The sequence below is a fragment of the Burkholderia sp. AU16741 genome (assembly GCF_002223345.1).
In the GTDB taxonomy this organism is placed as follows: domain Bacteria; phylum Pseudomonadota; class Gammaproteobacteria; order Burkholderiales; family Burkholderiaceae; genus Burkholderia; species Burkholderia sola.
This window is the reverse complement of the sequence record NZ_NKEZ01000008.1, coordinates 1,422,058-1,440,775: the sequence shown is the minus strand read 5'-3', so window position 1 is coordinate 1,440,775 and position 18,718 is coordinate 1,422,058. Positions and strand designations below refer to the sequence as shown.

The following is an 18,718-nucleotide window of genomic DNA, read 5'->3' as shown; positions in this document are numbered from 1 at the left end:
GCGGGCGGCGCATCGCGCGCTACACTGCGCCGTGCCATCCCCGTTCAACCTTCCATCCCGCCGACGATGACGTCTCCTGTCCTGACCGGCCTGCGCATCGGTATCACGATCGGATTGCGTGCCCCCGACGAAAGCCTGTGGATCAACGGCATCAAGCAGAACGCGCTGTTCCTCGCGAAGCTGCTGATGGCGTCGCCGCACGGTTACCGCGTGACGCTGGTCAACACGACCGACGTGCCGCTGACCGACGCCCTGCCATGGGATCGCAGCGTATACGACACGCGCGCGTTCGCCGACATGAAGGACGCGCTCGACGTGGTGATCGAGCTCGGCGGGCAGATCGACGGCGAGCAGACGGCCTACCTGAAAGCGCGCGGCGCGAAGCTCGTCAGCTATTGCTGCGGTGTCGAGTACATCAACGCGATGGAGTCGATGCTGTTCGGCCGCCGGCTGTGGGATTCGCTGTTCATCAACCGCGGCTACGACGAGGTGTGGGCGATTCCGCAGATCGCGCCGTCGTCGCTGCCGTTCCTGCAGTCGCTGCGCCGCTGTCCGGGGCGTGTCGTGCCGTTCGTGTGGGATCCGATGTTCCTGACCGAGCGGGCGCAGTCGCTGCCCGAGCACGGCGAATACCGGCCGCGCAGCGAGCCTGGCAAGCGGCTCACGGTGATGGAGCCGAACCACAACGTCGTGAAGTTCTGCGTGTATCCGATGCTGATCATCGACGAGGCGTATCGCCGCGACCCCGACGCGATCTGCTTCGCGCACGTGACGAATGCCGATCGCCTCGCGCACGACAGCCCCGAGTTCGTGATGCTGATGAACTACCTGGACATCGTGCGCGCGGGCAAGGCAAGCTTCGTCGGGCGCTTCGATACGCCGCTGTTCCTGGCCGACCTGACCGATATCGTCGTGTCGCACCAATGGTCGAACCCGCTGAACTATTTCTATTTCGACGTGTGCTGGCAGGGTTATCCGCTCGTGCACAACGCGAGTCTCGCCCCCGATCTGGGCTACTACTATCCGGACAACGACGTGCAGCAGGGCGCCGATGCGCTGCTGCGCGCGCTGCATACGCACGACGACGACTGGCAAGCGTATGCGCGACGCCAGCGCGAGATCCTTCGCCGTTACACGTCGGCGAATCCGGCGCTCGTCGCCGAGTACGACGCGCTGCTCGCGAACCTGATCGGCGCGCCGGCGGCATAAGGCACGTTTCCTGCGGCGCACGTCCGTTGCGCTGCCGGCCACCGTCGGGTTTGTCCCGCCCTAATGTCTGACGAAATAGTGCCGTTAAAAAGAAACCGTCGAACCCGATGGATTCGACGGTTTTCGAAGGCACGAAATTGACGGCTCCGAGGGAAGTCCGTCAAAAACAAGTTTATAGGTTAACAAGTTGGAATGATTGTTAAATATGTTTCAATTAATAATCTTCATATAATTGAAATTGGTATTATTGGTTAACCGGGGATCGGTTCGCGTTTGGAGTTTGATAATATCGTTTGAAACATGAAAATTGCGCGCTGCGAGGATCGAATGGCGTGCGGCGCAGGTGTCAACCGGGGAGGCGACATGCGCGGAGAGCGGCATTTCGCGCCGATATATCGGGCGCGGGCGGTCCTTCGCCGCATGATGGTTATCTGATCGATTGGCGGTGTCCGGATTCGCGCGAGAAGCAAATTCAGGAAAAGGCGATTTGGATAAAACCGTCCGGATGAAAAAGACAAGCGATTCGGATTCGAGGTTCTCGTCATTCGTGTTGTGTAACCTGTCGCACTGTCGGCATCGTGCGTGCATGGTGTATTTCAAGTAATCGAATATCGTAAAAATATCGAATTTGACGGCGCCGAAGCGACCAGTACGCTCCCCGGAAAAAATCGACATACAGGAAAGGCCGGGTAGGCGGTGGAGCGCGTCGAGGTTGGCACGTTCCGCCTGGGTGTTGAGGTCGAGCCGCGATCGCGGCTCGCCATTTGCCGGAGCGCCGGATGAATGCGGTCGAAGCTCGCCAGGAGGCGAATCGGAAAGCGAATTGCGACGAAATCGATCTCGTGTTCGGTGCGCGCGACGATCATCCCGACCTTGCGTCGGTACGCAGTTTCGTCGAAAGCCGGCTCGGATTCGCGCACGAGCCCGTGTGCCGCGCCGATCTGTCGGGTGGCGTGCTGTACGAGGAACGCCTGGCGCGGTTGAGGTGGGGCGAGCGCGATGCGCTGCCGCCGCTCGCCTTTCTGCCGCGCCTCGAATCGCTCGGCCTGATGCGCTGGTTCGACCGGCTGGTGGTGGCTCGCACGATCGACGCGCTGCGCGCCGATCCGGGCGCCGTGTACGGGTGCAACGTCACGGCGACAAGTGCGGTGGTGGACGACGCGTGGCTGGCGATATTCAGGCGGCTCGAGCGCGAGCCGTCGGTGGCGGCGCGGCTGGTGGTCGAGATCACGGAGACGGGGCCGCTGAACCCCGTCGCGGGCCGGTCGTTCGTATACCGCTTCCGGCGGGCCGGATGCCGGATCGCGATCGACGATTTCGGTGTCGGTTTCAGTGCATTGAACAATCTGGTGGTCGGCAATCCCGACATCGTGAAGCTCGATCGCTCGATCCTGTCGATGATCAAGCGCAATGCGATCGGGCGCTACCAGTTCCGGCGGCTGATCGCGTTTGCGCATGAAGGTGCGCGGCACGTCGTCGTCGAAGGCGTGGAAAGCGAGACCGACCGGCAGATCATCGTGGATGCCGGCGTGACGTGGGCGCAGGGCATTCGCTTTTCATGGCGATCGCCGGCCGCCGCGTGATCGTAGGAACGGGCAGGACGGCGCGCGGCGTGCGCGTCGGGAGCGGGACGAATCGCAAAGGGGCGTGGGCATGGCGGAAACGAAAGCCGGAGGCGGAATGGGTACGCAGGTGGTCGATGCGCGCGAACTGGTCGCGATCGTCGAGTTGGCCGACATGCTGCGGCAACTGGGCGCCGAATCGGCCGATGCGCCGATCGACGTCGCCCCCTATCTGGACGGCCTGACACGCGTCGCACGCCGTATTCAGCGAATGATCCCGCTCGACGCGGGCGGCCGCGAACGGGCGGCCCGGCACTATTACGCGGGCGTCATCGCCGGCGCGTGCGGCGACGAGTCGGCGATCGCGCGCGGGGTATCCGACAGCCTCGTGCGGCAATCGGCCGACGCAGGCCGGTCGGCAACCCGCTGTTTCGCGGTGCTCGCGCGCATCGGGCGGCGCCATGGCCGCGCGTTCGCCGCGCAAAGCGGCGATCGGGTGCTGGCGTAACGCAACCGGCGCGTGCGACGGCAATCAGCCGAGCGGGCGGCCGGCGAACAGGTGCTGGATCTGCGTGGAATAGGCGCGGACGTTGTGCTCGGCGAGCGTGTCGACCTGATGCAGGCAGCGGCGGGCGGCCGCCGCGTAGTCGTCGAGCCGTACGTCGTGCGTGCGCGCGGCGGTCGCAATCGCGTTCGCCGCATCGAAGATCTCGAAGTCCGGATAGTAGTAGCCGACGTCGCGCAGGAACGGCGAGTTGTGCACGAGCGGGTAGTTGCCGTACAGCGCGTCGTACAGCAGGTAGTTCAGGCCGTTTTCCCAGTGATGCGACACGACGATGTCGGTGTGATGCGCCGCCCATGCGACGAACGGCGCGCGCACGTCGGCGGTGGCCTTGCCGTCGCGCACCATCTCGAGTCCGAGCGCGAGATGCTTGAAGGCGACGTTTTCCTTCTTGTCGAACGTGTTGGTCATGTACACGTGCTCGACGAGCTCCGGATGGTCGACGTAGCACGCGTTCGCGGCGAGCATCGGCACGATCGCGCTCTTCACGACGTTCAGGTTCGGCTCGAAGAACGCGATGCGCTTGGCCGGGCCGTGGTTGCGATAGCCGAAGCGCGCCTTCAGTTCGGGGTCCGCGTCGAGACTGCGCTCGATGAAATACGGCGACCAGATATGCGGCAGCTCGATCACCGGCGCGCGGTACACGACCTGGAAATACGCGGCGCACGTATGCATGTGCTGCGGATTGGTCCAGATCTCGTCGAACTGCACGCGGTGCGGGTTCGGCCGCCAGTCGTTCTTCTCGAAGTTGATCGTCTCGACCGCGATCACGTAGTCGTTGCCGAAGCGATACGACACGCATTTGCCGCCGCGCCGGCGCACGACGTCCGTGTGCGACGGATCGACGAACGCGTTCATCTCGATCAGCAGGTCGGTCTCGTGAACGACGGCCGACAGCGGCCGCAGCGCGGCGCCGAACGCGTCCATCATCAGTGCCTGCGGATACTCGGCGATGCCGTCGTCGTGCGCGAGCCAGACCTCGCCGATCAACGGCGATTGCTTCAGCAGCATGTACAGGTACACGCAGTGCTGGTTCGCGCCGTTGTACCAGATCGACTGCGTCGCGTCGCGCTGCACGTTGATCGTTATCGCGACATTCAGTTTCATCGGATGCGCTCCGTGGGGCGAGGAACTGTCATGCGTCGCGATAGAGCGTGGCGATCGCGTCCGTATAAGCCGCGACGTTCTCGGGGTTGTAGATGCTGACCGAATCGAGCACGTGCTTCGACTGCTCGCGATATGCGTCGAGATTCGCGTCGTGCTCGGCGAACGCCTGCAGCAACGCGCGGCCGCCCGCCTGGCAGTCGAAATCCGGATAGAAATACCCGGCCTTGCCGAGGAACGGCGAGTTGTGGATCAGCGGATAGTCGCCGTACAGCAGTTCGTAATACAGATAGTTCTGCGCGTTCTCCCACGTGTGCGACACCACCGCATCGCCGTACGCGGCCATGAACTCGTACACCGCATAGCGGCTTTCGAACGTCGTGATCCCGTGGTTCACGATGTCGAGGCTCTTCGCGAAGTGCACGAACGTCGGATGTTCCTTCAGGTGGATCGTGTTGCACACGCGCACGAATTCGAGGAACGTCGGATTCGCGCGATAGGCCTCTTCCGTGACCAGCATCGGAATGATGCTCGTCTTCACCATGCAGATGTTCGGCTCGAACATCGTCACGCGCCAGCGCGGCTTGCCCGGCTGATAACCAAACGTCAAACCGGCGCCGAGCGTCGCGCGCGCCTTGTCGAACAGCATCGGATGCCAGATGTGCGGGACGATCGTGACCGGCGCGCGCAGGCCCGTCTGGTAGTAGTGCAGGCACGAGCGCTCGAATTCCGGAATCGTCCACACCGCGTCGTACGGCGCGCCCGAGAACAGGAAGCCCGACGGCTTGTCGAACATCGCGCGTTCGATGTCGATCACGTAGTCGTTGCCGACCCGCATCGTGACGACCTTGCCGCCGCGCGCGCGGAACGCGCGCAGGTAGTCCACGCCGAACTGCGCGCTCATTTCGATCAGCACGTCGCAGCGCTCGAGCGCTTCGTCCATCGACAGCAGCGGCACGTTCCACTCGCCGAGCATCATCTGCGGATCGGCGACCTGTTCGCCGCCGTTCACCATCACGGCATCCGCGACGAGCGGCGACTGGCGCAGCAGCAGGATCAGCAGCAGGCAGTTCTGGAAAATGCCGTTTTCCCACAGCGACTGGCCGGCGCCGCGCACGAACAGCGACACGCCGACGACGAGACGCTTGCCCTCGCCGGGCGCTTGACGGGCATTGGAGTCCGACATGCGTATGCTCCGGTTCAGGCGACCAGACGCGAGACGAACGCGTCGAGGTTCGCGGGGTTGTCGATCGAGACCGAGTGCAGCAGCCGGCCGGCCTTCGCGCGGTAGTCGTCGAGGCGTTCGTCGTGATGCAGCCACGCGTCGAGCAGCGCGCGGCCGCCCGCGGCCGAGTCGAAGTCCGGATAGTAATAGCCGGCGTCGCCGATCAGCGTCGAGTTGTGGATCAGCGGATAGCCGCCGTACAGCACGTCGTAATACAGATAGTTCTGCCCGTTTTCCCAGTGGTGCGACACGACCGCATCCGCGTGGCGCGCCATGAAACCCGGCAGGTCGACGCGCGGTTCGAAGGTCGCCTTGTGCTGGCGCACCAGATCGAGGCTGTTCGCGAAGTGCACGAAGGTCGGATGTTCCTTCATGTGCATCGAGTTGACGACGAACATGTGCTGCACCGCGTCAGGCCGCGCGCGGTAGAACGCGTCGCACGCGAGCATCGGGTAGTGACAGGACTTCGCGACCGAGATGTTCGGCTCGAGCATCGCGAGCTTCCACGGCCGCTGGCCGGGCCGATAGCCGAACGTCGCGCCTTCGTCGGCGAGCGCGGCCACGCGGCGCTCGAGGAAGTACGGCGACCAGATGTGCGGCATCAGATGGACGGGCGCACGCAGGATCGTCCGCAGCATCGGCGCGGCGGTCTTGTCGTATTGCGGCAGCAGCCACACTTCGTCGAACGGTGCGCCGTTGAACACGTGCCCCGACGGTTTCCCGAAGATCGGCGTTTCGCCCAGCCCTGCATACACGTGCCCGCAGAAGAACGCGGCGGTTTTCTTGCCGAGCGCCTTCATGTGCCGGAGCCATTCGACCGGCAACTGCGCGCCCATTTCGATCACGACGTCGAGTTCGTGCGTGACGTCGGCGGGCTTCACGAGCGGGATGTCGAGGCCGTCGAGCTCGAGGCCGGCCGGCAGCGCGTGGGCGTCGCCGCCGTTCAGGAAATAGACGGGGCCGACGCGATCCGAGCGCTTGAGCATCATCGCGAGGAACGCGATGTTCTGGTGAATGCCGTTTTCCCAGATCGCCTGGCCGTCGCGCGCAAACAGCGAGATGCCGACCGCCGGCCGTTGCTTGCGGGTGCCGCCCGCGGCGGCTTCATTGATTTCCGTCACCGGTTGTTTCCTCTGCGGCGTCGTGCGTCCGGCATCGCGTCGAGCGTCTGGCCGGCAGCGGCGCGCCGTGGATTGTCATGGTTGGATTCGCGCCGGTGCGCCGCGGTGCGCGAATCGGGCGACGAGATTCGCGAAGGCGGCAGCCCGGATTCCGGCGTGTCGTCGGGCACGCCTGGCACGGCGCGCGTCGGGCAGGCTGCCCCGGCGACTATGTGCGGCGATTGTGGCATGGAAACCGCTGGTTTTGGCGGCGCGTGACGAACTTTGACATAGCCGGCGGCCCACGGGAGCGGGCGCCGGCGAAGCGGCGCCCCGGGGCGGCGAAATTCCGGCGCGACGCGTGCGGCCTGCCGGATCGCGCGGCCGCATGAGCGGCCGCAGGCCGCTCAATGCTGCAGCCGGATTTCGACGCGACGGTTGCTGGCGCGGCCTTCCGGCGTCGCGTTGGAGGCGACCGGATCGGCCTTGCCGCGGCCCGAGACCGTGATCGAATCGGTCTTCAGCCCATGCGCCTTCAGATAGGCGGCGACCGATTCGGCGCGGCGCTTCGACAGGGCGAGATTGTAGTCGTCGCTGCCCACCGAGTCGGTGAAGCCGGTGACCGTCACCAGCGAGTACGTGCGGTCGGCGCGCTCGCTCAGCAGCCGGTCCAGCGATTCGCGCGCGGTCGGCGCGAGCGTCGCGTGATCGGTCGCGAACAGCGCGTCGCCCGACAGGTTCACGCGTTCGACGACGGCGGTGGATGCGGGTGTGGCGGCCGAGGCCGCCTCGGCCGGCGCGGCGCCGCACTGGAAGACCAGCGTGGCCGGATCGGATGTGTCGCGCAGCGCGCGGGCCGAGTCGACGGCGCGCACGGGCTCGTCGCCGCAGATCTTGCGAGCAGCCTTCATGCAGGTCTGCGGGCCCGACAGCAGACCGTGGCAGTCCACCTGGAAGGTGCGCACGCCGTCGCGCGGCTGCAGTTCGGAGGCGCTGAAGGTCGGGCCGGATGCGGTCGAGCACGCGGCGAGGGCCGTTGCGGAAAGCGCGAGCGCAAGAGCGAGTTTGTTCACGGTGACGTCCTTAAAACTTGGGTTGAGCGAAACCCGCCACGCGCGGCGCAGCGGGCTCGTCCTGCCGTCGGAGCCGCGGGCCGTCCGGCTGGCGAGCCGGACGGCCGGGCGGCGCGACGCGTTACTTCCACTGGTACAGCATGCCGGCGCCGATCACCTTCTGACCGCCGCTGAAGCCGCCGTTGATCGACGCCTTCAGGTTCTCCGTGATGCGCGCCTGCATGTTGACCGCCATCGCCTTCTGGCCGAGGAAGGTCGACGTGCCCACGCCCATCCCGAAGTTGGCGTCGCGATCGAGCTGCGGGATCGACGCCATCGCGCCGACGGCCGCGATCCCCTGCTTCGCCATCTGGTCGGTCTGCTGCAGTTGCGAACCCAGCGAGTTGATCTGTGCCTGCTGGCCCGACAGGGCCGTCGACAGCGTCGTCTGCACCTGCGTCAACTGGTTCACGTTCACCGCGTCGGTGCCCTGCGTACCCGGCGCGACGTTCGTGATCTGGCGCTGCTGCGTGTCGCTGCCGACCGATACCACGTTCGAGCGGCCACCGTCCGTCGAATTCGCGCCGATCGCCACCGAGTTCGAGCCGGCGGTGACGGTCGGGTGATCGTTGCCGGTGCCGTTCATGTCGGCCGCCACGCCGTTGTTGTTCACCGCGCGCGCCGTGTTGTTGTTGATCGTCGTCGACAGCTGGTTCAACTGGTTGTTGATGCTCGTCACGCCGGTCGACAGCGACGCCACGTTGCTGTTCGTCGTGCTCAGGCCGGTGGACAGCGAACCGATGCTCGTCGAGGTCGACGTCGACAGCGAGTTGACGTTGCTGTTCGTCGTGCTGAGCCCCGTCGACAGCGAGCTGATCGAGGTCGAGGTCGACGTGGACAGTGAGGCGACGTTGCTGTTCGTCGTGCTCAAGCCGGTCGACAGCGAGTTGATACCGGTCGACAGCGACGAGATGTTCGACGCCGTCGACGTCGACAGGCTCGTGATCGCCTGGTTTGTCGCATTGAGCTGGCTGCCGTTGATCGCGTCCGTGCTGGTGGCCGAGATCCGGCCCGCGGCGACGTTCGTGATCTGGCGTTCCTGGCCCGGTGCGCCGACGCTCACCACGCCGACCGGCGAGCTGCCCGCGAAGGGGTACGTGACGCCGCCGATCGTGGCGCTCGACGTGCCGACCGCCGCGGCCGTGACCGAGTTCGCGCCGAGTGCGATCGAGTTCGCGACGTTCGCTTGCGCGTTCGTGCCGAAGGCGAGCGCGTCGGCGGCCGTGGCCTTGGCGGCCGAGCCGTAGGCCTGGGCGCCGGTGGCGCTGGCCGTGGCCTGGTTGCCCAGCGCGATCGTGTTGTCCGCGGTGGCCTGATTCGCGCTGCCGAGGGCAAGCGCACTGGCGCCGGTTGCCGTGTTCTGGTTGCCGAGGGACACCGCGCCGTCGCCGGTCGCCGTGTTGTTCGCCCCCATCGCCACCGCGCCGGTGCCCGTCGCCACGTTCGGATCGCCGATCGCGACCGCGCCGTCGCCGGACGCCGTGTTGCCGGAACCGATCGATACCGCCTTGCCGCCCGTTGCCGATGCACTCTGGCCGATCGCGACCGCGCCTGCCGTCTGCGCGTTCGAACCGTCGCCGACCGCCACGCTGCTGGCGCCCGCCGCGCTGGCGTTCACGCCGGCGGCGAGGGCGTTGGTGCCCGTCGCGCCGTCGTTCGCGTAGTTGGCTTGCTGCGTGCCGTTGTCGTTGACGCTGTAGTAGTGCGTCTTCGCGGCGTTGATCGCGGTCGAGGTGGACGTGGACAGCGATGCCACCGAGCTGTTCGTGCTGCTCAGGCCGGTTGACAGCGAGCCGATGCCGGTCGAGGTCGAGGTCGAGAGGGACGTGATCGAGCTGTTCGCCGAGGACAGGCCGGTCGACGTGGAGGTCGACAGCGACGTTACCGAGCTGTTCGTGCTGCTCAGGCCGGTGGACAGCGAGCTGATGCCGGTCGAGGTCGAGGTCGACAGTGACGTGATCGAGCTGTTGGCCGAGGACAGGCCGGTCGAGGTCGAAGTCGACAGTGACGTGATGGAGCTATTTGCCGACGACAGGCCGGTCGACGTGGAGGTCGACAGCGACGTTACCGAGCTATTGGTCGAGCTGAGGCCCGTCGACAGCGAATTGATGCCGGTCGAAGTCGAGGTCGAGAGCGACGTGATCGAGCTGCTGGCCGAGGACAGACCCGTCGAGGTTGAAGTCGAGAGGGAATCGATCGAGCTGTTAGCGGACGACAAGCCGGTCGACAGCGAATTGATACCGGTCGAGGTCGAGGTCGAGAGCGACGTAATCGAGCTGTTAGCCGACGACAAGCCAGTCGAGGTCGAAGTCGACAGCGACGTGATGGAGCTGTTGGCCGAGGACAGGCCGGTCGAAGTGGAGGTCGACAGCGACGTTACCGTGCTATCGGTGGAGCTAAGGCCGGTCGACAGCGAATTGATACCCGTCGAGGTCGAGGTCGAGAGCGAGGTAATGGAGCTGTTGGCCGACGACAGGCCAGTCGAGGTCGAAGTCGACAGCGACGTGATCGAGCTGTTCGCCGAGGACAGGCCGGTCGAGGTCGAGGTCGACAGGGAGGTTACCGTGCTATTGGTCGAGCTGAGGCCGGTCGACAGCGAATTGATACCGGTCGAGGTCGAAGTCGACAGTGACGTGATGGAGCTGTTCGCGGACGACAGGCCGCTCGACGTGGAAGTCGACAGCGATGTCACCGTGCTATCCGTGGAGCTAAGGCCGGTCGACAGCGAATTGATACCCGTCGAGGTCGAAGTCGAAAGCGAGGTAATCGAGCTGTTCGCGGACGACAGGCCCGTCGAGGTCGAAGTCGAAAGCGACGTGATCGAGCTGTTAGCCGACGACAAGCCAGTCGACGTGGAGGTCGACAGCGACGTTACTGTGCTATCGGTCGAGCTGAGGCCGGTCGACAGCGAACTGATACCGGTCGAAGTCGAAGTCGAGAGCGACGTGATGGAGCTGTTGGCCGACGACAGGCCGGTCGAGGTCGAAGTCGAAAGCGACGTGATCGAGCTGTTGGCCGACGACAAGCCGGTCGACGTGGAGGTCGACAGTGACGTCACCGTGCTATCGGTGGAGCTGAGGCTGGTCGACAGTGAATTGATACCCGTCGAGGTCGAAGTCGAAAGCGAGGTAATCGAGCTGTTCGCAGACGACAGGCCCGTCGAGGTCGAAGTCGAAAGCGACGTGATCGAGCTGTTAGCCGACGACAAGCCAGTCGACGTGGAAGTCGACAACGACGTCACCGAGCTATTGGTCGAGCTGAGGCCGGTCGACAGCGAATTGATGCCCGTCGAGGTCGAAGTCGAGAGCGACGTGATGGAGCTGTTGGCCGACGACAGGCCGGTCGAGGTCGACGTGGACAGGGATGTGATCGAGCTGTTAGCTGACGAAAGACCGGTGGACGTGGAAGTCGACAACGACGTCACCGAGCTATTGGTCGAGCTGAGGCCGGTCGACAGCGAATTGATGCCCGTCGAGGTCGAAGTCGACAGTGAGGAGATCGAGCTGTTAGCCGACGAAAGACCTGTGGAAGTCGATGTCGAGAGCGAAGTGATCGAGCTGTTGGCCGACGACAAGCCAGTCGACGTGGAGGTCGACAGTGACGTTACCGCGCTATTGGTCGAGCTGAGGCCGGTCGACAGTGAATTGATACCCGTCGAAGTCGAAGTCGACAGCGAGGTGATCGCGCTATTCGCCGACGACAGGCCCGTCGAAGTCGACGTCGACAGCGACGAAATGGCGCTGGTCGCGGTGCCGACTTGTTGGGCGACGGAATAAAGCTGGCTGCCGTTGATCGCGTCGGTACTGGTCGCGGTTACTTGTCCGGCAGCGACGTTGGTGATCTGCCGTTCCTTGTTGAGATCGCCGACGCTGACGGTGCCGACCGGCGTGGCGCCGGCGAATCCGCCGAACGTCACGCCGTTGACGGTCGCGCTGCTCGTCGGGGTGGCCGCGGCGGTCACCGAGTTCGCGCCGAGCGCGATGGAGTTGTTCGTGCCGGCGACCGCGCCGGTGCCGATGGCGACGGCGTCGGTGCCCGTCGCGGTGCTGTCGGCGCCGGTCGAGTTCGCGTGGAAGTACTTGATGCCCTGGCCGTTGATGTTGTTGATCGCCGAGCCCACGCTGTTGGCCGTCGATGTCGTGCCGTTCGCGTTGTACGTGGTGTACGCGGGAGCCGAGACCTTGCCCGTCGTCGGGTCGTACGTCGAACCACCGCCAAGTGCTGACGCGGTGCTGCTACCCAGGTTGTCTGTCTTCGTCGAGACCGTGCTGAGGCCAGTCGACAGCGAGTTGATGCCGGTCGAAGTCGAGGTGGACAGCGAAGTGATCGAGCTGTTAGCCGACGAGAGACCCGTCGACGTGGACGACGACAGCGACGTGACGGAGCTATTCGCCGAGCTGAGGCCGGTCGACAGCGAATTGATACCCGTCGAGGTCGAAGTCGAGAGCGACGTGATGGAGCTGTTGGCCGACGACAGGCCCGTCGACGTGGACGACGACAGCGACGTGACGGAGCTGTTTGCCGAGCTGAGGCCGGTGGACAGCGAGTTGATACCGGTCGAAGTCGAGGTCGACAGCGAAGTGATCGAGCTGTTAGCCGACGAGAGACCCGTCGACGTGGACGACGACAGCGACGTGACGGAGCTATTCGCCGAGCTGAGGCCGGTGGACAGCGAGTTGATACCGGTCGAAGTCGAGGTCGACAGCGAAGTGATCGAGCTGTTAGCCGACGAGAGACCCGTCGACGTGGACGACGACAGCGACGTGACGGAACTATTAGCCGAGCTGAGGCCAGTGGACAGTGAGTTGATGCCAGTCGAAGTCGAGGTCGACAGGGAGCCGATCGAGCTGTTAGTCGACGACAGGCCCGTCGACGTGGAGGACGAAAGCGACGTGACCGAGCTGTTCGCCGAGCTGAGGCCAGTGGACAGCGAGTTGATGCCGGTCGAAGTCGAGGTCGACAGGGAGCCGATCGAGCTATTCGCTGACGACAGACCCGTCGACGTGGAAGACGAAAGCGACGTAACCGAACTATTAGCCGAACTGAGACCAGTAGACAGCGAATTGATGCCGGTCGAGGTCGACGTCGACAGCGACGAAATCGAGCTACTGGCCGACGAAAGGCCCGTCGACGCCGACGTCGACAGGCTGCCGATCGCGCTCGTGGTCGTGCTCATGCCGGTGCTGAGCTGCGCGACGGTGACGGCGTCTTGCGGCGCGGAGCCGTCGGCGACATTCGTGATGCGGCGCAGTGCGCTCGAGCTACCGACCGACACTTCCGACAGCGGTGCGGCGCTGCCCGTCAGATAACCCGTGCCGGTCGGCTCAACCGTACCGGTGACGCTTCCCGCGCCGAGCGCGACGCTGGAGGCATACTTCGCGTTGCTGCCCGCGCCGAGCGCCAGCGCACCGGTACCCGTTGCCGTTGAACTCGTGCCGAACGTCGTTGCATTCGTGCCACTGGCCGTCGAGCCGACGCCCACGACTTGCGCGCCCGTCCCGGTGGCGAGCGTGCCATTGTTGCCGATGGAGATCGAGTTCGTGCCGTTGGCGGTGGTTTGGGCGCCGATCGCCGTCGAGTCCAGCCCCGTGGCCGCCGCGCTGGTGCCGAATGCCAGCGAATCGCCGGACCCCGACGGCGACGTCGCGGTTGCACCGTTCCCGATTGCGATCGTGCTGCCCGAAACAGCGGTGCCCGCGTTCGCGCTGCTGCCGATTGCGATGCCGCCGCCCGTGCCCGAATTCGACCCGGCGGTCGCCGATTGACCCAGCGCGACCGACGAGGCGCCGCTTGCCGTCGCACCATCGCCTTGCGCGATGCCGTACGCACTACTGACGGTTGCGCCGCGACCAACTGCGATGCCCGACGTGGCGGCCGACGCGACGGACGATTGACCGCCGATCGCGATGCCGTTCGACGCGGCCGACTGCGCGCCCTTCGTTGCGTTGCTGCCGATGGCGACTGCACCCGCGCCCGATGCGATGGTCGAGTTTGCCTGCGACAGCGGCGTCGTTCCGTTGCCGCCTGCGCCGCCGATCGCGACGGCGTTCTGCGCGTTCGCCGTCGAGCCAAAGCCGAGTGCGGTCGCGCCGGCGCCGCTGGCGGTGGTTTCGAGGCCGGCCGCGACGCCCCAGAGGCCAGCCGAGCTGAGGAAGCCCATCGCGGTGCCGCCCTTGCCGGTGACTTGCGAGTAGGTGCCGTAGGCCGTCGCCGCGAGATTGCCGTTGCCGGATGCGTTACAGCCGGTCACGGTCGACCACGTGCCCGAACCATCGGTCGGATACGCATTGGTGTCGCCCATCGTCGTGCGGCCGGCGGCCGTACTGCCGCTGCTGGAGGTGCAGCTCGATACCGTGAACTGCCCGAATCCGTTCACCGTTCCAGGTATGTAGGTCGACGCGCTTGCAAGCGACGGCAGGCTGATCGCCAGCGCCGCGACTGCCGCGACCACGACGGCCGACTTGTTCGGCTTGCCCCGTGCCGAATCGATTTCCGATGCCGCGACCCAGGCGCCAAGCGCTTCGTTCCAGGTCGAGCGGTATGTGCGGTTCATGTCCTACTACCTCCAAATGTGCACGCCACACACCGGTCTCTTTTGTTAGAGGATTGGTCCGTGCGTTCGCGCGAATCTCAAAATTGATGGGCGGAGTTTATTGGAGGTGGATTTTGGAGATTGACAAACAGTGATAAATGAAGTGTTTTAAAAGTTAAAGAATGGTTAATGCATCGAGTGTTGATGTGCTTGATGAAAGCTAATGAGCAAAATGTAAGAATGTGTCGGGAAGCATCGGTGTTCTGCTGGGAGTTGTGAGAATTTATATTAAAAATCAACGTGTTACGTTGTATGTGTGCGATAGATAACACAACTGGTAGGCATAAAAGTAAGACGAATGAGCCCGCAAACGTTTGCGCGATATCTCATCCTTTCATTTTTGTAATGTTTGAAGCTGGTTCAACATATAGTGTTTTTGATATTTTATTAACTTGTTAATTGTTTGTGTTTGAATTGAATTTTTATTTATATTTACTGGTTATCTGATAATTGGATTTGTCTGATGTCGAGCACATTGGTTTGTGCTGATTCGCGCATCTCGCGCGGCGCAGGGGCCCGAGCGGCGGGCGTGGCGGGCTGCCCGGCCCGAGAAAGTTGTAAAAAAATGCTACAGGCGTGACGAATGAAACAACTCGCCTCAATTTATCGGTTTTGCCCTATCGACGATCGCGTTGATGTCGGCGTTGAGGCGGAATCGGCGCGCATGCCGGGAGTCGAGGGAGCGCGCACGCGGCGGGTATTTCGCGGGGTGTCGACAGGCCGTCGAAGACCGCCGGCGGCGTCGGGTCGGAAGGGCCAGAAACGTGAGATCCGGGGGCGGCAATTTGTCCGCCATGCCGCTGGCGCTCGACGTGTCGAGGAAACAGGGGGAGGAATCGAATGTATCGGGCGCGCCACACCCGATCGACGGGCGGGGGCCGAACCGGGCGCTTGCCGCATAACCCGCGGCAAGCGCCCGACTTCACTTCTTCAGAAACCGCAGCGCGAGCCGCGCCATTCGCGGCACGAACATCGGGCGCAGCAGGCGCTTGTCGTAACCGGCCATCCGCCGGTCATTCTCCACGAGACATAGCTCGATCAGTTCGCGCGGGTTCAGCGCATCGCCGATGTCGGCGGTGCCGGTCGCCGGAAAATTCGCGTCACGCGCGGCGCCGTCGGCATCGATGCCGCGCGCGATGTTCATGCGGTCGCGGATCAGTTGCACCCACACGGCCGCGACGCGTGCAAAGAACCACGGCCGGCGCCACCACGGCATCGTGCGCCAGTACCATGCGTACCAGTTCACGAAGAACAGGATGTGGCGGCCTTCTTCCTGGATCACGGGCTCGAAGGTCTCGACGAGCTCGGGCGGGAAATAACCGGAGCGCTGCGCGGAGCGGAACAGGCCGAATGCGAAAAAGCTGTCGATGCATTCGCTGAAGCCCGTCATCATCCACGACCACTCGGGATCGGTCGGCGCCGGGTAGGCCGGCTCGGGCGCGAGCCGGATGCCGTAAGCCTCGACGAGTTTCGATAGCACGACCTTGTGGCGGGCTTCCTCGCCGCCGTCCATCTCGAGCGCACGGCGCAGCAGTGGATCGTCGACCGTCGCGGCGTAGGTCGCCACGCGAATCGACGCACGGCCTTCGGTTTGCACCGCGATGTCCCAGATCGGCAGCGACGTGAGCCGCCTGAGTTCGGCCGGCTGGAGCGCCGGCCAGTCGATTACCGCCGGCTTGTACGGATTGTGCGTGTCGAGCAGCATCCGACAGAACATCTGCTTGTGCGCATCGGATCCGATCCGGACCGGGCCTTGCCTCTCGAAGGTCCAGTTGCGCATCGCGTGATCTGCGGCTGCATGCTCTTCCTGCAGCGTGTCGGTCATGGCTATTGTTATGCGATTACGGATCGAAAGATTCTGGCACAGCTTCCGTCATCGCGTATTTTCGGGGGCCATGTGCACGCGGGCCTCGCGCGGGTCACGCGTTCGTGTCGACCCAGAGGCGGCCCCAGCGCGATGCGTACGCGAGGGCGTGCTCTTCCTTGAAGAAGAAATCGATTGCGTCGAACGACACGGAGCGCGGCGACGGCCCGCCGCTCGCGCGTTCGATCGTCAGGTTGGCGGCGAACAACCCGTTCGGCAACCGGGCGGCAACGGGAGCGACTTCATAGCCCTTGTAGCGGATCGTACGGTTCATGGCGTGCGCGTAAAAAGTTCGGACTTTCAGCGTACGAAAACCGGCCGGCCGCGTGAACCAATCTTTCGGCCAATGCAAATCATGCGGCTGGCTGAATCGTTATCGGGGCGGTACGCGGGAACGATGTGTTCGAGAGGCGGGACGGACGCGCCCGGCGCATCGCCGCGCGTCGGAAGACGCGCCGCGCACCTACGTCGAATCGTGTCGACCGAAGGGGCGCGGCGGAATGCGGAGGTTACCGGTTGGCGACCTTCAGCACGGGCGCGAGCGCATCGACCGATGCCGCATGCGAGGCCGCACGATGCGACGCGAACGCGAGTGCGAATTCGGCGGCTTGCGCGCCGACCGTCTCGAGTTGCGCGACGACCTTCGGATCCGAGCAGCTATCTGCGCTTTCGAAGCGCGTTTCCAGCGTGTTGACGGTTGCGCCGAACGGCGTCGGCCAGCCGCGCAGCGCATGGACGATCGAGCGCAGCGACGTCAGCACGGTGCCGGCCGCCTGCCAGCCGTACGCGGTGACGATCAGGCCGACCGCGCGGCCGTCGAGATACGGGCGCTCGTCCGCACGCAGTTCCTCGAGCGTGTCGAGCGCGTTCTTCACGAGACCGGACACGCCGCCGTGATAACCGGGCGTCGCGATGATGATCGCGTCGGCCTGGCGCACGGCGTCGATCAGTTCGCGCTGCGCGTCGGTCAGCGTTTTGTGTTCGGGCGCGTAGTGCGGCAGCGTATGGAGGAACGGGCCGTCGAACAGGCGTGTGCGCGCGCCGGCGGCTTGCGCGCCGCGCAGTGCGAACGACAGCGCGCGTTCGGTGGACGACGCGGCCCGGGTGGTCCCGCCGATGCCGACGACGAACGGGCGGCGGTGTTGATCGAATGCAGTCAAGGGGCGCTCCTGGGAGTGGCTTGCCCGGCTGAGCACAGGCTTAAAACCAGATGGTAACGACCCCGTCGCCACTCTGAAAACGACTTTTCGTTCTATCGATATGCCGCGCGGCGAGGCAATCGTGTGCGCGGCCCCGCGGATCGATAGCAGAAATGCTTGGTTGGGACGGTGCGCCACCGTCGATAAGATGGGCGCGTCTCCTCCATGATGTCTCTACTGACATGGGTTGGCCCCGCCGGGCGGATGCAGGAGGGGCTTTTTTTCGTCCTCGGCCGGAAAACGGGGCGCGATGCGTGGTGATGCGTTCTTACTCGAACACCGGCCGGAAGAAGCTGCGCTCGTAGCTGACGATGCACCGCGTTTCCTCCGCGTAGCGGAATGCGGCCTGGCAGGCCGGATCGTCCTTCGAGCGTTCGCGGTAGCGCTCGTAGTCGGCGAGGCTCGGGAACGAGAACATCGCGAGCGCGATGTTGTTTGCGCCTTCGGACGGCAGGAAGTAGCCGTGATGCGTGCCGCCGAACTGCTCGACGAGCGGAATCCATATCTTTCCGTAGGTTTCGAATTCGACGAGTTTGTACGGATCGACGACGTAGCGGAGGAAGCAGGTGATCATGGGCGCTCGCGATGCGGTGATGGAGCCGCGAGTCTGGAGCGCGTTGCCCGCCCGTGTCAACGACGGGCGTGCCGGGCGTCGATATCGATGCTTGATGCGTTGCTTGCGCGAGCAACGATCGGTGCTTCGAGGCATTTGCCGCGACGTGCGCACGGCATCGAAGCGCACCGTGCTCGGCACCCGTGTCAGCCACGTCACCGCGGCATTCTTACGACATTTTTTCTTGCGACGGCGACCGGCGTGCTCCTGGACTTCGGGCATCTTCACCACGGAGCATGGCCATGTCGATACCCTGGAACGCGATCGCCGAACGCACCCCTGCCGCGCCGCCTTCCGCGTGCGCGGATCGGGTGATCGTCCGGCGTTTCGATCCGGCAATCGACGGCTATGCGCGACTCACGCCGATGTTGCATCGTGCGTTCGCGCGGCTCGGTGCGATGGAGCTCAACTGCACGTGCGTCGATCAGGACGAGGACGTCACGCGCCGCCGCGCGGAAGCGGGCGAGTGCTATGTCGCCGTGGCGGCCGCGTCAGCACGGCGGCTTCGTGGTCCGATCGCGGCGGGCGGGTTCCGATTCGCGCCGCTGACGCGTCGCGTGGCCTTCACGTAAAGAC

The 18,718-nt window shown here is 64.6% G+C and carries 13 protein-coding genes and 1 pseudogene; 4 read left to right on the top strand and 10 right to left on the bottom strand.

The window, feature by feature from the left end:
* The first annotated feature begins 66 nt into the window (after positions 1 to 66).
* Entirely contained in the window at positions 67 to 1,209 is a 1,143-nt protein-coding gene (locus CFB89_RS26905) for a DUF2827 domain-containing protein (protein ID WP_089470495.1), read from the top strand.
* 210 nt (positions 1,210 to 1,419) lie between these two features.
* Here the strand turns inward: CFB89_RS26905 and CFB89_RS26900 are convergent, their stop codons facing one another.
* Entirely contained in the window at positions 1,420 to 1,884 is a 465-nt protein-coding gene (locus CFB89_RS26900) for a hypothetical protein (RefSeq protein WP_256979766.1), read from the bottom strand.
* Positions 1,885 to 1,988: 104 nt separating this feature from the next.
* On the opposite strand from CFB89_RS26900, the gene CFB89_RS26895 reads away from it, so the two are divergent.
* Together CFB89_RS26895 and CFB89_RS26890 are read left to right on the top strand one after the other, a co-directional pair.
* Positions 1,989 to 2,792 (top strand): EAL domain-containing protein, encoded by an 804-nt coding sequence (locus CFB89_RS26895; RefSeq protein ID WP_089470494.1) that lies wholly within the window; start codon positions 1,989 to 1,991, stop codon positions 2,790 to 2,792.
* A 70-nt stretch (positions 2,793 to 2,862) separates the two neighbouring features.
* Complete coding sequence (locus tag CFB89_RS26890) at positions 2,863 to 3,279, top strand: hypothetical protein (RefSeq protein WP_089470493.1); 417 nt, start codon at positions 2,863 to 2,865, stop codon at positions 3,277 to 3,279.
* A gap of 24 nt (positions 3,280 to 3,303) precedes the next feature.
* Here the strand turns inward: CFB89_RS26890 and CFB89_RS26885 are convergent, their stop codons facing one another.
* The 9 genes from CFB89_RS26885 to CFB89_RS26815 form a co-directional block, all read right to left on the bottom strand.
* Complete coding sequence (locus CFB89_RS26885) at positions 3,304 to 4,440, bottom strand: DUF2827 family protein (protein ID WP_089470492.1); 1,137 nt, start codon at positions 4,438 to 4,440, stop codon at positions 3,304 to 3,306.
* 28 nt (positions 4,441 to 4,468) lie between these two features.
* Complete coding sequence (locus tag CFB89_RS26880; RefSeq protein ID WP_089470491.1) at positions 4,469 to 5,623, bottom strand: DUF2827 domain-containing protein; 1,155 nt, start codon at positions 5,621 to 5,623, stop codon at positions 4,469 to 4,471.
* A 14-nt stretch (positions 5,624 to 5,637) separates the two neighbouring features.
* Positions 5,638 to 6,783, bottom strand: coding sequence for a DUF2827 domain-containing protein (locus CFB89_RS26875; RefSeq protein WP_089470490.1), 1,146 nt, complete (start codon positions 6,781 to 6,783; stop codon positions 5,638 to 5,640).
* A gap of 386 nt (positions 6,784 to 7,169) precedes the next feature.
* Positions 7,170 to 7,835 carry an OmpA family protein gene (locus CFB89_RS26870; protein ID WP_089470489.1) on the bottom strand — a complete coding sequence of 222 codons (666 nt, stop codon included), beginning with the start codon at positions 7,833 to 7,835 and terminating at the stop codon, positions 7,170 to 7,172.
* A 121-nt stretch (positions 7,836 to 7,956) separates the two neighbouring features.
* On the bottom strand, positions 7,957 to 14,427 hold the full coding sequence (locus CFB89_RS34530; protein ID WP_144030166.1) for a YadA-like family protein: 6,471 nt from the start codon (positions 14,425 to 14,427) through the stop codon (positions 7,957 to 7,959).
* Positions 14,428 to 15,388: 961 nt separating this feature from the next.
* Complete coding sequence (locus CFB89_RS26830; protein WP_089470485.1) at positions 15,389 to 16,291, bottom strand: aminomethyltransferase; 903 nt, start codon at positions 16,289 to 16,291, stop codon at positions 15,389 to 15,391.
* Between the two features lie 94 nt (positions 16,292 to 16,385).
* The gene (locus CFB89_RS26825) at positions 16,386 to 16,604 is read right to left on the bottom strand and encodes a transcriptional regulator (protein ID WP_089470484.1); all 219 of its coding nucleotides are present in this window, start codon (positions 16,602 to 16,604) and stop codon (positions 16,386 to 16,388) included.
* Positions 16,605 to 16,839: 235 nt separating this feature from the next.
* Positions 16,840 to 17,490 carry an NADPH-dependent FMN reductase gene (locus tag CFB89_RS26820; protein ID WP_089470483.1) on the bottom strand — a complete coding sequence of 217 codons (651 nt, stop codon included), beginning with the start codon at positions 17,488 to 17,490 and terminating at the stop codon, positions 16,840 to 16,842.
* Between the two features lie 307 nt (positions 17,491 to 17,797).
* The gene (locus CFB89_RS26815) at positions 17,798 to 18,103 is read right to left on the bottom strand and encodes an NIPSNAP family protein (protein WP_089470640.1); all 306 of its coding nucleotides are present in this window, start codon (positions 18,101 to 18,103) and stop codon (positions 17,798 to 17,800) included.
* A 281-nt stretch (positions 18,104 to 18,384) separates the two neighbouring features.
* On the opposite strand from CFB89_RS26815, the pseudogene CFB89_RS26810 reads away from it, so the two are divergent.
* Positions 18,385 to 18,624: pseudogene (locus CFB89_RS26810) on the top strand (N-acetyltransferase); the annotation flags it as partial.
* Positions 18,625 to 18,718 lie beyond the last annotated feature (94 nt).